This window comes from Streptomyces canus (assembly GCF_001514145.1).
Classification (GTDB): domain Bacteria; phylum Actinomycetota; class Actinomycetes; order Streptomycetales; family Streptomycetaceae; genus Streptomyces; species Streptomyces canus.
Genome location: NZ_KQ948666.1, coordinates 328,734 through 342,247 on the forward strand (window position 1 = coordinate 328,734; position 13,514 = coordinate 342,247).

General features: G+C 71.1%; 10 protein-coding genes. 4 read left to right on the top strand and 6 right to left on the bottom strand.

Features of this window, described 5'->3' with window-relative positions; genetic code table 11:
* Window positions 1–144: 144 nt before the first annotated feature.
* The 6 genes from AQJ46_RS32205 to AQJ46_RS32230 all read right to left on the bottom strand — a co-directional run bounded on the left by AQJ46_RS32205 (window position 145) and on the right by AQJ46_RS32230 (window position 6,786).
* A complete protein-coding gene (locus AQJ46_RS32205) occupies window positions 145–1,104 on the bottom strand; it encodes a threonine/serine dehydratase (RefSeq protein ID WP_059208899.1) in 960 nt (319 codons plus the stop codon).
* A 70-nt stretch (window positions 1,105–1,174) separates the two neighbouring features.
* Complete coding sequence (locus AQJ46_RS32210) at window positions 1,175–2,149, bottom strand: polyprenyl synthetase family protein (RefSeq protein WP_059208900.1); 975 nt, start codon at window positions 2,147–2,149, stop codon at window positions 1,175–1,177.
* A complete protein-coding gene (locus AQJ46_RS32215) occupies window positions 2,146–3,186 on the bottom strand; it encodes a tetratricopeptide repeat protein (protein WP_059208901.1) in 1,041 nt (346 codons plus the stop codon). Before AQJ46_RS32215 ends, AQJ46_RS32210 begins: the two co-directional genes overlap by 4 nt.
* Window positions 3,187–3,357: 171 nt before the next feature.
* Window positions 3,358–4,035 carry an AIM24 family protein gene (locus AQJ46_RS32220; protein WP_059208902.1) on the bottom strand — a complete coding sequence of 226 codons (678 nt, stop codon included), beginning with the start codon at window positions 4,033–4,035 and terminating at the stop codon, window positions 3,358–3,360.
* 69 nt (window positions 4,036–4,104) lie between these two features.
* Window positions 4,105–5,523, bottom strand: a complete 1,419-nt coding sequence (locus AQJ46_RS32225) for a CAP domain-containing protein (RefSeq protein WP_059208903.1) — start codon at window positions 5,521–5,523, stop codon at window positions 4,105–4,107.
* A 66-nt stretch (window positions 5,524–5,589) separates the two neighbouring features.
* Window positions 5,590–6,786, bottom strand: coding sequence for a serine hydrolase domain-containing protein (locus AQJ46_RS32230; protein ID WP_059208904.1), 1,197 nt, complete (start codon window positions 6,784–6,786; stop codon window positions 5,590–5,592).
* Between the two features lie 176 nt (window positions 6,787–6,962).
* Here AQJ46_RS32230 and AQJ46_RS32235 point away from each other — a divergent pair, with 176 nt between their 5' ends.
* The 4 genes from AQJ46_RS32235 to AQJ46_RS32250 are packed head-to-tail and all read left to right on the top strand — an operon-like array spanning window position 6,963 to window position 13,514.
* Entirely contained in the window at window positions 6,963–8,141 is a 1,179-nt protein-coding gene (locus tag AQJ46_RS32235; RefSeq protein ID WP_059208905.1) for an ROK family transcriptional regulator, read from the top strand.
* A gap of 29 nt (window positions 8,142–8,170) precedes the next feature.
* Window positions 8,171–9,949 (top strand): alpha-galactosidase D, encoded by a 1,779-nt coding sequence (locus AQJ46_RS32240; protein ID WP_059208906.1) that lies wholly within the window; start codon window positions 8,171–8,173, stop codon window positions 9,947–9,949.
* 20 nt (window positions 9,950–9,969) lie between these two features.
* A complete protein-coding gene (locus AQJ46_RS32245; protein ID WP_059208907.1) occupies window positions 9,970–12,312 on the top strand; it encodes a glycosyl hydrolase family 95 catalytic domain-containing protein in 2,343 nt (780 codons plus the stop codon).
* Window positions 12,309–13,514, top strand: a complete 1,206-nt coding sequence (locus tag AQJ46_RS32250; RefSeq protein WP_059208908.1) for an SGNH/GDSL hydrolase family protein — start codon at window positions 12,309–12,311, stop codon at window positions 13,512–13,514. The genes AQJ46_RS32245 and AQJ46_RS32250 overlap by 4 nt, the downstream gene beginning before the upstream one ends.

Here is a 13,514-nt window from a genome sequence, read left to right on the forward strand (position 1 = left end):
GAACCCCTGGCTCTCACCTTTCACAGAGGTACGGCGGGTGCGGCGGGGTCCGTTCAATCAAATCGTCAACCGATGGAATCCGCTTTCTGGTTGCTCGCTTTCTGACTTACAAGTCAGTAGAGCGAACGCAGTCGAGCACTTCTCTCACCGCAGCCCGAACCGCCCGGCCCAGGCCATGACATCGGCGGTGGTCGCGTTGCCGCCGCACACCACGAGGCCCAACCGGCAGTCGTCGCCGACGCGCTCCAGCACCCGCCGGGCGGCGGGCAGAAGACATCCGGCCGCCGGCTCGCCCCACACCTTGGCGTGGTCGGCGAGGTCGAGACAGCCCTGCACGGCCTCCCGGTCCGGGACCACGAGGACCTCGGTGACCAGAGCGGCCACATGGTCGTACGTCAGCTGCGAGACGGACGGGGCGCTCAGCGTGGACACGAGGGAGGACAGCACGACCGGCACCGGCCCGCCCGCGGCGAGCGCCCGGGACATGGCCTCGGCGCCCTCGGTCTCCACACCCCAGACCCTGACACCCGGACGTCGTGCCCGCAGCGCCGCCGCGACTCCGGCGATCAGGCCGCCGCCCCCGACGCTGACGAGGACGTCGGTGAGGTCGCCCGCGTCGTCGGCGAGTTCCAGCCCGACGGTCCCCTGCCCCGCGATCACCAGGGGGTCGTCGAAGGGGTGGACCAGTGTCAGCCCCTCGTCCCGCAGCCGGTTCACGAGCGAGAACGCACCGTCCATGTCGTCCGTCAGCCGCAGCGACGCCCCGGCCGCCGCCACGATCTCCACCGACCGGGCGGGCGCCGAACGCGGCATGACCACCGTCGCCTTGACGTCGAGCGCCGCCGCCATGTGGGCGAGGGCGATCCCGTGGTTGCCGCCGCTGACCGCCACGACCCCGGCCGCCCGCTCCGCCTGACTCAGCGACAGCAGCTTGGCCGTCGCCCCACGCGCCTTGAACGAGCCGGTGCGCTGGAGCAGTTCGAGCTTGACGGTGACGGGAGCACCGAGCAGCGCGGACAGACCGGGGCTGGGCAGGGTCGGCGTGCGGACGACATGGCCGGCGATCAGCCCGGCCTGCTGCTCGATGTCCGTGATCCCGATCAAGACGGTTCCTTCCGGCGGGGAGAGCTCTTCTCGAACCCTGTCCCGACGGCCGGCGCCGGTCAACTCGGCATCAGAGATCACGCCGCAGCAGGTAGTCCAGCAAAGGCCGCAGCTCGTACGCCGTCTCCGCCAAGGCCATACGACGGTGGGCCTCGGCGAGCGCCGCCGACCGGCCCCCGCACTCCTCGACCAGGTCCGCCATCTCCTGCGGGGGCCCGTCCGACTCCAGGAGCCGCACCAGACGTGCCGCCGCAGATGTCGGTGAGTCGAGCGCGGCCAGTACCGGGAAGGTCTTCTTCCGCTCCCGCAGATCGCCGTGCACCGGCTTGCCCGTGACCAGAGGATCGCCCCAGATGCCCAGGACGTCGTCGACGATCTGGAACGCGACCCCCAGATGCCGCCCGGCCCGGTCCAGGGCGGCCACCGTGGCGGGGGGCGCCCCGCCGAGAGTGGCGCCCAGTGCCGCCGCGCAGCCCAGCAGCGCCCCGGTCTTGTGCTCGGCCATGGCCCGGTACTCCTCCGGCCGCACCCGCTCCGGCCCGGTCCAGGGGCGGGTGGCGAACAGGAGGTCGTCCGCCTGCCCCCGCACCAGGTCGGACAGTGCGGCGGACAGGAGCCGTACGGCGTCGGAGCCGGCGCCGGCCAGGGTCTCGACGGCCAGCGCGAACAGGGCGTCACCCGCGAGCACGGCCGGGCCGGTGCCGTACGCCTTCCACACCGTGGGCCGGCCCCGCCGGGCCGGGTCGCCGTCCATGATGTCGTCGTGGAGCAGCGAGAAGACGTGCACCAGTTCCACCGCGACCGCCGCGGGCACCCCGGCCCGCCCGGGCGCACCGGCCGCCTCGGCACCCAGTACGGCGAGTGCCTGGCGCACCCCCTTGCCGCCGGACGCGACGGCCGGGGCGCCGCCGACCTCGCACCAGCCGAAGGAGTAGGCGGCCATCTCGCTCACCCAGGGGTGCAGTCGGCCGACGGCCTCCTGGAGCGCCGGCTGGACCAACAGGCGGCAGCGGGTGAGGACTTCCGGAGTGGCGAGCGTGGTCACCGTACCGCCTCCGTCCGCACACCGAACTCCTCCTGGGCCCGCGCCACCATCTCCCGCGCGTGCCGCAGCCCGGTCCGCTCCAGCACGCGGGCCAGATCGTCCAGTTCGGCCGCGGTGTCGGCGCGGTCGCGGCCCAGGCGGGCCAGGGACTTGGCGAGCCCCAGCCGGGCCAGGGCCTCGCCGCGGGGTTCGCTCATGGCACGGAACTCGGCGAGCGCCTGCTCGTACAGGTCGCGGGCCTCGGGGTAACGCCCCGCGCGGTAGAGAACGTTGCCGCGCATCTTGTGGTTGTAGGCCAGCGCGCTGGACAGGTTCATCTCGCGGCAGGTCGTCTCCGCCTCGGTCAGCAGGGCGAGGGCCCGCCCGGTGTCGCCGTCGCGCACGGAGACGAGGTCGGCGAGCCCGCGCAGCGCCCAGGCGTGACCGCGCCGGTCTTCTGCGCCCGCGGCGATCCGGGCCGCCTCCTCGAACATGGTGAACGCGCTGTCGTAGGACCCGGTGTTGCGGTGCATCTGCGCGATGCCGGACAGCGCCCACACCGTGTGCCGTGCCTCGCCGCGCCGTCTGGCCTCGGCCAGCAACTGTTCGTGCAGCCGGCCGACGGCTTCGTAGTCGCCCTGGATACGGCCGGTCTCGGCCAGCCCCGCCAGCGAGTAACCGCGCACGACGACATCGCCGCCCCGCTCGCCGAGTTCGGCCGCCAGCCCCAACAGTCGCCGCGCCAGGGCGAATCCACCGCGCTGACGGGCCAGTGTGCCGCCGCTCCACAGCGCCCAGGCCATGCCCGCGGTGTCCCCGGCCCGGCGGGCGGCCCGGTAACTCGCCTTCCAGGCGCGGTCGGCGTCGGTGACCCGGCCGAGCCTGCGCAGCGCCTCGGCGACCGCGAGTCCGGAGCGGGCCGCCTCCCCGTGCCGTCCGGCTCGCTCGGCCGCTCTCAACTGCTCGGTGCCGGCGTTCAGGACCTCGTCCAGCGAGGAGTTCACGGAGAGGGTGGTGAGCGCGCCTTGATACTCCGGGGCGAATGCCTTGCCGTACATGCATGCCTTTCCGTCCGTATACACCTCATCTATACATGCTGTGTATACATGGTGTGCATAGTTCCTCGTAAATGAGCCCCGGCCCGGGGGCCGGGGCATCATCCGTTGCCGGTCAAGACGTGGACGGAGCCGGACGGGTTGCCTGTGAGGCGCAGATCACTGCCTGGGGCCTCAGTGCTGCTGAGCCTTCTGCGGGGTCACCTCGCTCGGCCGTACGACGACGTATCCCGAGCCCTGCAGCACCAGCTGCACCGCTTCCCCGGAACCGCCCCGCAGCATCGACCCGATGGACTGCGAACGGTGCAGCGAGGTCGCGAGGCCCGCCGTCCACCCGACGACCGCGTCCGTGTCGACGTACACCGGGAACTCCGGCGAGACCGGGATCACCAGCGGGTTGCCCTCGCAGACGAGCCCGAGCCTGCCGTGACCCGTGAAGACACTGTTGAACAGACCGCCACCGGCTATGCCGGCACCCTTCACGGTCGCGATGCGGTACGCCAACGAGGCGTCGAAGCACAGGACGTTGCGACCGTTGACCGTGAACTCGTCACCCTGTTCCACGTCGACGATGAAACAGTTCTGCGCCTCGTGCGCGAACCAGGCCTCGCCCTGTCCGCGCACCGTCATCAACGGCAGTCCCTCGCCGGTGACGGCCCGCTTGAGCATGCCCCCGACGCCCTGGCCCTTGCGCTCGAACTGGAGATTGCCGCGGTAGGCGACCATCGCCCCCTGGCGGGCGAGCATCTCGCCGTGCACCGCGTACCTGATGCACTTGGAGTTCTCGACCGTCATGCCCGGCGCCGTGGCCGGCTGCACCATGTGCTCACTGGAAAACAGGTCACCCTTCATGGGGGCATCCTGGCCCGGAGGGATCCCCTCCGCCAAGATCGCGGCCCAACTCACGTCCGTGAGGCTCGCTCAGGCGCCGAACAACTGGGTCCAGTACGTGCCCGCCGGGCCGCCGCCCGCGAAGCCGATCCCGATGTGGGTGAAGCCGGGCTTGAGGATGTTGGCGCGGTGACCCGGGCTGTTCATCCAGCCCTCGACGACCTCGGCGGCCGAGCGCTGGCCGCACGCGATGTTCTCCCCGATGGAGCGACGGGTCGAGCCCGCGGCGGCGGCCCGGTCCCAGGGCTGGGTGCCCTCGGGGGAGGTGTGGGAGTAGAAGGCGCGGACCGCCATGTCGGTGCTGTACGCCTGCGCGGCACGGGCCAGAAGGGGATCGACGCCGAGCGGCGGCAGGCCGGCCCTGGCGCGCTCGCGGTTGGTGAGGCCGACCACCTCGTCGGCGGTCCGCGTCAGGGCGGCGGGCGTGAGCGGGCTGGCCCACAGCGCCGTCCAGTACACATCGCCGGAGCGGCCGTTGGCGGCGCGCGCCAGACCGACGTGGCTGAAGGCCGGATCGTGCAGGGTCCGCCGGGGCTGCTCGGTGCGCAGGCAGTACTCGACGAACTCGGACGGGTCGCGGGGGCCCGAGACGAGGTGCTCGCCGACGGTGAGGTACGCGTAGCCGGTGGCGGTGAGCCGCTGGAAGACGGACACGCCGTCTGGGCCCTCCACACCGAGGCGGTCCGCGGAGGCCATCGCGGAGGCGTGGGCGCGGGCGGCGTCGGTGAGACGGGGGTCGAGCATGACCGGGGATGAACCGGCCGTGGAGCGCGCGGAGTTGACCAGGGTGAGGAAGGCGGCCAGATCGGTGGAGGCGGCGGGCGCCGGAGTGCGGGGGAGGGGCGCGGGGCGGGTCGGAGGCGGCGGGTAGGCCGGGGACGATCCCGAGGGCGTCCGGAGGGCGGGACCAGCGGCAGGACGTGCCCCCGATACCGTCAACGGCGCGGAAGGCACCGCGGTCGTGGGCGTGTCGTCCATGACGTCCACCCCGAAGTCCCGCGCCAGCCCCGCGAGCCCGTCCGCGTACCCCTGCCCCAGCGCCCGCAGCTTCCATCCGTCGCCCCGACGGTAGATCTCCGCGAGCAGCAGGACGGTCTCCTGCCGTGGCCGCGGCGGCGCGAACCGGGCGAGCGGGCGGCCGCCCGCACCGGTGACCTGAAGGACCGGGGCGGGCAGCCGGCCCAGGGGGGTGCCGGGATCGGCCGGGCTGACGACCACCGTCAGCCTGGAGGCGCCCGCGCGCAGTCGCCGGGGATCGATGGTCAGGGTGTCGCCGGAGAGCCGGGCGCCGGGAGCGGAGGGCTGGTTGTAGAACACGAAGTCGGCGTCGCCCCCGACCTTGCCGTGGTCGTCCGTGACAAGGGCGGACACGTCGAAGGGGCCGGGCACCCGCACGGTGACGGCCCCTTCGGGGAGGGGCAGATTGCCTCCGGGAACCAACTCGCTCATCGTGCCGCCCTGGTGTCGTCGCTCGCCGGGAAAACGCACACCAGGGCGCAGGGGTTCCCGGCGTGCTCAGTCCAGCCTGACCGCCGGCGCCATGTCCTCGTGCCGCTCCACCGGCGCCTTGCCGCGCGGAGCCTTCGTCGCCTTGCCGCAGAACGCGGAGTCGAGGGTGCGCAGCATCGTGTTGAGGACCGTGCCGTTGTTGGAGGTGTTGGCGACCGCGGCGAGCGCGCGCTTGCCGTCCTTCGAGGCGAACGCGTACGTGTAGAAGCCCTGCACGGCACCTGTGTGGCCGTACACCGACACTCCGCACGACAGATCGCGACGGCGCAACCCGAGGCCGTACGCCTGACCGCTCCCCGCCGGCATCCACCGCTCCATCTGCGCCAGTTGCTCGGCCGAGGTGAGCCGGCCCGCGAGCAGGGCGGACAGGAAGGTGTTCAGGTCCCGGGTGCTGGAGATGAGCGCGCCCGCGCTCTGCGCCCACGACACGGTCTGCTCGGTCGCGTCGACGAGCGGGGCGCCGGCCTGGTCAGGGGTGAGATAGCCGTGTGCATGACGGCCGGGGATCTTCATGCCGGGGTGCACATAGGACGTGTCGCGCAGCTGCAGCGGTTCGATGATCCGCTTCTCGTACTCGGTCCGCACCGGGTTCCCGGTCAGCTTCTCGATCAGCATCCCGGCGACGACGAAGTTGGTGTTCGAGTACGAGTACACCGCGCCGGCCGCGTTCGTGCGCGGCTTGCGCAGCGAGCGCTTCACCAGCTCCTCGGGGGTGAAGACCTTCTTGCGGACCGCCTCGAACCCCTGGACCGTCTTGGCGAACATCTCGTTCGTGTAGTCGTACAGGCCGCTGCGGTGGCTCAGGACGTGCCGCACCGTGATCCGGTCGTCGGGCAGCAGCCCGGGCAGATAGCGGTTGACCGGCGCGTCGAGTTCCAGCTTCTTCTCGTCGACCAGCTGGAGCAGGACGACGGCGGTGAAGGTCTTGGTGACGCTGCCGATACGGAACCGGTCGGTGTCGCTCATCGTCTGCTCGCTCTTGCGGTCCGCGACGCCGACCGCGGCCCGGTACACCGAGTTCCCGTCGTCGATCCGGGCCATGGAACCCGGCGCGCCCTGCGCCGTCGCGGAATGCAACACGCCGAGCAGACCTGTGAGATCCACCTCCGGTGCGGCAGGCGACCCAGCGTGGGCGGGGACCGCGAGAAGGGGCAGCAGGACCGCTCCGGCCACCGCCCCGACCATCACTCGTGCTGATGCCATCCGGCTGATCTCCTGTCGTTTCGTCAGTTTCCATACGAATGAGGAGAGTATGGCGATGAAGAGAACGAAAAGTGATGATTGACCGCTCCGGTCGGCACAGAAGTCTCTTCAGGAACGCACAGCGAATCCTGCTTCTTTTATTGACGAAGGAAAAGAACCCCTCTAAGTTCCCGGCCATGCGCTCAACCCCTCGCGCCGAGACCTTCCCCGCCAACACACCCGCCGCCTCACAGGTGTTCACCACCGTCCTGTCGCAGGGCCCGCTGCCCCGCCTGGAGGTGGCCCGGCGGGTCGGTCTGTCGCCGGCCGCGGTCACCAAGGCGGTCCGGCCGCTCATCGAGGCCGGATACCTGGTGGAGGGCGCCGACGAGGAGGCCCGCCCGGCGCTCGGACGGCCCGCGAACCTCGTACGGGTCGACGGAGGGCGAGCCCTGTTCATCGGCGTGAAGGTCACCGGCGACGAGATCATCGGGGTCCTCACCGACCTGTGCTGCCGTATCCGCGTCGCCCGGCATCTGCCGCTGCCCGACCGCGAGCCCAAGACGGTGCTCGCGAGCATCACGGAACTCGTCCAGCGGCTCCTCGCCGAGGCGGACGGCTCCACGGCCCCGGTCCTCGGTCTCGGCATCGCGGTCTCCGGCGACGTCGACCGGGGCGAGGGCGCGGTCCGCTACTCGCCCTTCCTGGAGTGGCGCGACGTCCCGCTCGCCGAACTCGCCGCCATGACCACGGGATTGCCCGTCACCGTCGACAACGACGTACGCGCTCTGACGGTCGCCGAGCAGTGGTTCGGCGCCGGAGTGGGCCTGTCCGACTTCGCCGTGGTCACCGTGGGCGCCGGCATCGGCTGCGGCCTGGTGGTGCACGGCCGGGTGGTCGCCGGGGCGCACGGAGTGGCCGGGGAGATCGGCCATGTGACCGTCGACCCGGCCGGCCCGCTCTGCCACTGCGGCAACCGCGGCTGCGTCGAGGCGATCGCCGGGGAAGCCGCGATCGTCCGGCAGGTCCGCGAGGCCACCGGGGCCGAAATCCCCGACGCCGCCGCGGCCTTGCACCTGGCCCGCGAAGGTGTCGCCGGAGCCCGGGACGTGTACGCGCGCGCGGGCGAGGCGATCGGCCGGGGCATCGCCACCGTCGCCAACCTCCTCGGCCCCGAACGCGTGATCATCTCCGGCGAGGGGCTCGCCGCCTACGACCTGTTCGCCGAGCAGATCCGCGACGCCTTCGTCGCGGCCGCCTTCGGCTCCGCCGCCCAGTGCGACGTCCGCACCCACCCGCTGCCCTTCGAGGAGTGGGCCCGCGGAGCCGCCGCCACCGCCATCCAGTCCTTCATCACCCCGGACCCGAGCCGATAACAACCCGCACCCCATTGGAGGTACGACCCATGCGGTCATCCTCGTACTTCGCCCTGCCCGCCAGAGCCCTGCTGGTGCTCGCTCTCACGGCGGTGGCCGTCCCCACGGCCCACGCCGCCGACGCCCCCGCGCCGTCCCTCGCCGCCAAGCCCTACATGGGCTGGTCCAGTTGGAGCATGCAGTCGTCCAAGTACCCCGGCCTCAACCCGGACGGCGACTACAGCTACCTCACCGAGGCCAACGTCCTGAAGCAGACCGACGCCATGGCCGCCAAGCTGAAGAAGTACGGCTACGAGTACGTCAACATCGACGCCGGCTGGTGGATGGACAAGGCCTGGAAGTCGGGGTTCGACCAGTACGGCCGCCAGAAGCCCGACCCGGTCCGCTTCCCGCACGGCATGAAGGCCGTCGCCGACCGCATCCACGCCAAGGGCCTCAAGGCCGGCATCTATCTCCCGGCCGGTCTGGAGAAGGGGGCGTACGGCGATGGGAAGACGCCGATCTGGAACGCCGACGGCTGCACCACCGCCGACGTCGTGTACGACGACCTGCGCACCACCAACGGCTGGGACAGCGCGTACAAGCTCGACTTCGCCAAGCCGTGCACCAGCAAGTACATCGACTCCCAGGCCCAGTTGATCGCCGGTTGGGGCTACGACTTCCTCAAGCTCGACGGTGTCGGCCCCGGCTCCGGGAAGAGCGGCGACCAGTACGACAACGTTGCCGACGTGGCGGCCTGGAACAGGGCGATAACCGGCACCGGCCGCACCGTCCACCTCGAACTCTCCTGGTCCCTCGACATCGGACACGCCGCCGACTGGAAGAAGTACTCGCAGGGCTGGCGCGTCGACACCGACGTCGAGTGCTACTGCAACACCCTGGTCAGCTGGGAGAACTCGGTCGACGACCGCTGGGACGACACCCCCGCCTGGACCCGGCACGCCGGACCCGGCGGCTGGAACGACCTCGACTCCCTCGATGTCGGCAACGGGCAGATGGACGGCCTGACCAAGGCGGAACGGCAGAGCTACGCCACCCTGTGGGCCATCGCCAAGTCCCCCCTCTACACCGGCGACGACCTCACCCGCCTGGACTCCTACGGCCTGTCCCTGCTGACCAACCGCGAGGTCATCGGCCTCAACCAGGGCCCCAACCCGCCCGCACACCCGGTCACCCCGTCCGACCCGCAACAGGTCTGGGCCGCCAAGAACCCCGACGGCACCTACACCGTCGCCCTGTTCAACCTCGCCGACGCCCCCGCCGCCGTCACCGCCGACTGGGCCACCCTCGGCTTCACCGGCAAGGCCTCCGTCCGCGACCTGTGGAACCACGAGAACCTCGGCACCTACAAGAACACGGTGACCCAGGCCCTGCCCGCCCACGGCTCGCGCCTGTTCACGGTCGCCCCGCACGGCACCGCACTCGCCTTCGCGGGATACGAGGCCGAGTCCTCCGCGAACACCCTCGGCGGCAACGCCTCCGTCGCCGACTGCTCCGCCTGCTCCGACGGAAAGAAGGTCGGCAACTTGTACCTCGGCGGGACCCTGACCTTCCGCGACGTCGTCGTCGCCAAGGCAGGCACCTACCAGATCAAGGTCTCCTACATCAGCGGTGACGCCCGCTCGGTGGACGTCTCCGCGAACGGCGGCGGCGCCACCCGCCACAAGCTCCCCGCCACCGGCGACTGGGGCACCGTGTCGAGCGTGTACGTGCCCGTGACGCTCAAGGCCGGCGCCAACACGATCACCTTCGACAGCGGCAGCGGCTACGCACCGGACATCGACCGGATCGACGTACCGAAGTCCTGACCGAGCCACCAGGAGCCGCCATGACCCCCGCCCCGTCCAGACGCGGTGTCCTCGCGCTGACCGCCGCACTCGCCGCGCTGCCCACCTTCACCGCGACCGCGGCACCCCGGCGACCCGCTGACGCACCCGCCCTCGACGCCGACCCACGCCACCGGCTCCGGTGGCAGGCTCCCGCCGACGAACACTCGATGATCGAACAGGGCCTGCCCGTCGGCAACGGCCGCCTCGGCGCCCTCGCGAGCAACGACCCCGGCCGCGAAGTCCTTCTCGTCACCGACGCCACCCTGTGGACCGGCGGCCTCAACGACACCCTCGACGCCGACGGCCAATTCCCCTACGGCCGCCAGGATTTCGGCTCCTTCACCCTGCTGGCCCGGCTCACCGTCGACATCCCCGACCACGACCTGTCCGCCGTCTCCGGCTACCGCCGCACCCTCGACCTCGCCCAGGGCGTGAACGAAACGTCGTACGTCCGCTCCGGCGTGACCTACCGACGCCAGATCTTCGCCAGCCGGCCCGACGACGTCATCGTCCTGCACTTCGACCAGAGCGGAGAAGGCCGCTACACCGGCAGCATCACGCTGGAGGGAACCCACGGCGAGGAGCCCGCGGTCTCCTTCGGCGCCGCCCTCCCGAACGGACTGAGATACGGGGCCGCGATCGCGGCGTACGGCTCCGGCGGCAGCGTCACCGTCGAAGGGACGCACATCGGCTTCACCGGGTGCAGGGAACTCACCGTCGTCCTGAGCGGGGGCACCAACTACACACCCGACGCCGCCGCGCACTTCCGCGACCCCTCCCTCGACCCGCAGCAGCTCGCACGCACCAAGGTCCGGACCGCCGCCCGTCACTCGGCGAACACCCTCCTCCGTACCCACACCGCCGACCATCACGCCCTGTTCGGGCAGTGGGACGTGTCGCTCGGCACCTCCTCCGCCGAGCAGCGCTCCCTCGACACCTGGGAGCGCCTGCGCGCACGCGCCCGGGACGGGGTGCCCGACCCGGAACTGGAGGCGCAGTACCTGCAGTTCGGCCGCTACCTGATGATCGCGGGATCACGCGGCAGCCTCCCGCTGGGCCTCCAGGGACTGTGGCTCGACGGCAACGACCCGGACTGGATGGGCGACTACCACACCGACATCAACATCCAGATGAACTACTGGGCGGCCGACCGGACCGGCCTGCCCCAGTGCTTCGACACGCTCACCGACTACTGCGTCGCCCAGCTCCCGTCCTGGACCGACCTCACCCGCAGGCTGTTCAACGACCCCCGCAACCGCTACCGCAACTCCACGGGGAAGAACGCCGGCTGGACGGTCGCCATCTCCACCAACCCCTTCGGCGGAGGCGGCTGGTGGTGGCATCCGGCGGGCAACGCCTGGCTGTGCAACTCCCTCTGGGAGCACTACGAGTTCACCGCCTCCCGCACCCATCTGGAGAAGATCTACCCCCTCCTGAAAGGCGCCTGCGAGTTCTGGGAGGCGCGGCTGCTGACCACGACCCTCCCGGGCATCTCACGGGAGGTCCTGATCGCCGACAGCGACTGGTCGCCCGAGCACGGCCCGCTCGACGCCAAGGGCATCACCTACGCCCAGGAACTCGTCTGGACGCTGTTCGGCAACTACTGCGCGGCCGCGGCCGAGTTGAGGAAGGACGCGGAGTTCGCCGCCACGATCGCCGGCCTCCGCAAGCGCCTCCACCTCCCTCAAGTCAGCCCCACCACAGGCTGGCTGGAGGAGTGGATGTCCCCCGACAACCTCGGCGAGACCACCCACCGTCACCTGTCGCCGCTCGTCGGTCTCTTCCCCGGCGACCGCATCCGCCCCGACGGCTCCACCCCGGCCGACATCGTCGAGGGTGCCACCGCCCTGCTCACCGCACGCGGCATGGAGAGCTTCGGCTGGGCCAACGCCTGGCGCGGCCTGTGCTGGGCCCGCCTCAAGAACGCCGACAAGGCCTACCAGCTGGTGGTCAACAACCTCCGGCCCTCCACCGGAGGCAGCAACGGCACCGCCTTCAATCTCTTCGACATCTACCAGGTGGAACAGGGCCGCGGAATCTTTCAGATCGACGCGAATCTGGGTACCCCTGCGGCGATGATCGAGATGCTGCTCTACTCCCGCCCCGGCCACCTGGAACTCCTGCCCGCACTGCCCGACGCCTGGGCCGCCTCCGGCTCCCTCACGGGAGCGCACGCACGCGGCGGCTTCGTCGTGGATCTACGCTGGCGTGATGGGAAACCGACCGAAGCACGGATCCGCAGCGCCGGAGGCCGTACCACGACGGTCGCGTACGCGGGAAGCTCCCGCACGGTGACACTCAAGCCGGGCGCCACGGTCACCCTGAAAGGCTTCGACCGATGAGGCGTCGCACGGCCCGAGGGGCCCGGCTCCTCGCGGTCACGGTCGCGGCCGCCGCACTCCAGGCCACGCCCGCACCGGCCGCCGTCAGCCCGCCCGAGGGGGTGATCACCTGGGGCACGAGCGCCTACCCCATCGGCGACTCGGCCGCCGACCGCGGCTACCGCATGGTCGTGCACACCAGCGTCGGCGGAAGCGAACCGCGCATCCGGCTCTCCAACGCGTTCGGCCACCAGCCGGTCACCTTCGACAGCGTCTACGCCGGTCTCCAGCTGAAGGACGCCGAGCTGGTGCGCGGCAGCAACCGGCGGCTCACCTTCGACGGGTCGTCCTCCGTCACCGTGGAACCCGGCAGCACGGTGTACAGCGACCCCTTGTCCGGCAGGCTGGCCGCCGGATCGAACCTGGTCGTCAGCCTCCACACCCCGGACGCAGCGGGCCCGGTCACCGGCCACTGGATGGCCCTGCAGACGTCCTACGCCACCCAGGGCGACCACACCGCCGAGGAGAGCGGCGCCCACTGGACCGAAGGCATCGGATCGTGGTTCTACCTCGACGCGGTCTCGGTGCGGACGCCCGCGGCCACCGGTGCCGTGGTCGCACTCGGCGACTCCATCACCGACGGATGGCAGTCCACCAGTGACCACAACCGCCGCTGGCCCGACTACCTCGCCCGCCGCCTCCAGAAGGCACACACCACGGTCAAGGGCGTGGCCAACGAGGGGATCTCCGGCAACAAGGTGCTGGCCGACGGCGCCGGGCCGAGCGCCCTGAACCGGCTGGACCGGGACGTCCTCTCCCAGCCGGGCGTGCACACCGTGTTCCTCTTCGAGGGGGTCAACGACCTCAAGGCCCACACCGGCGTCACCGCACCGGACCTGATCGCCGGCTACCGCGAGATCGTCGACCGGTCCCACGACGCCGGAAAGTGCGTGGTCGTCTCCACCATCGCCCCCTTCAAGGGCTGGCCGGAATGGGATCCGGCCGCCGAGGCCGTACGACAGGAGGTCAACGACTTCATCAGGAGCCACGGCGACGAGTTCGACGCGGTCACCGACTTCGACCGCGTCCTGCGCAGCCCCTACGACCCCGAGCGGATGCTGCCCGTCTTCGACGGCGGGGACCACATCCATCCCAACGACAAGGGCATGCAGGCGATGGCGGACTCCGTCGACCTGAACAGCCTGGACTGCGCACGCCACTGA

Coding starts and splice junctions, on each gene's coding strand:
- AQJ46_RS32245 (WP_059208907.1), top strand. CDS start 9,970: ATGACCCCCGCCCCGTCCAGACGCGGTGTCCTCGCGCTGACCGCCGCA.
- AQJ46_RS32225 (WP_059208903.1), bottom strand. CDS start 5,523: ATGAGCGAGTTGGTTCCCGGAGGCAATCTGCCCCTCCCCGAAGGGGCC.
- AQJ46_RS32250 (WP_059208908.1), top strand. CDS start 12,309: ATGAGGCGTCGCACGGCCCGAGGGGCCCGGCTCCTCGCGGTCACGGTC.
- AQJ46_RS32230 (WP_059208904.1), bottom strand. CDS start 6,786: ATGGCATCAGCACGAGTGATGGTCGGGGCGGTGGCCGGAGCGGTCCTG.
- AQJ46_RS32240 (WP_059208906.1), top strand. CDS start 8,171: ATGCGGTCATCCTCGTACTTCGCCCTGCCCGCCAGAGCCCTGCTGGTG.
- AQJ46_RS32215 (WP_059208901.1), bottom strand. CDS start 3,186: ATGTACGGCAAGGCATTCGCCCCGGAGTATCAAGGCGCGCTCACCACC.
- AQJ46_RS32220 (WP_059208902.1), bottom strand. CDS start 4,035: ATGAAGGGTGACCTGTTTTCCAGTGAGCACATGGTGCAGCCGGCCACG.
- AQJ46_RS32235 (WP_059208905.1), top strand. CDS start 6,963: ATGCGCTCAACCCCTCGCGCCGAGACCTTCCCCGCCAACACACCCGCC.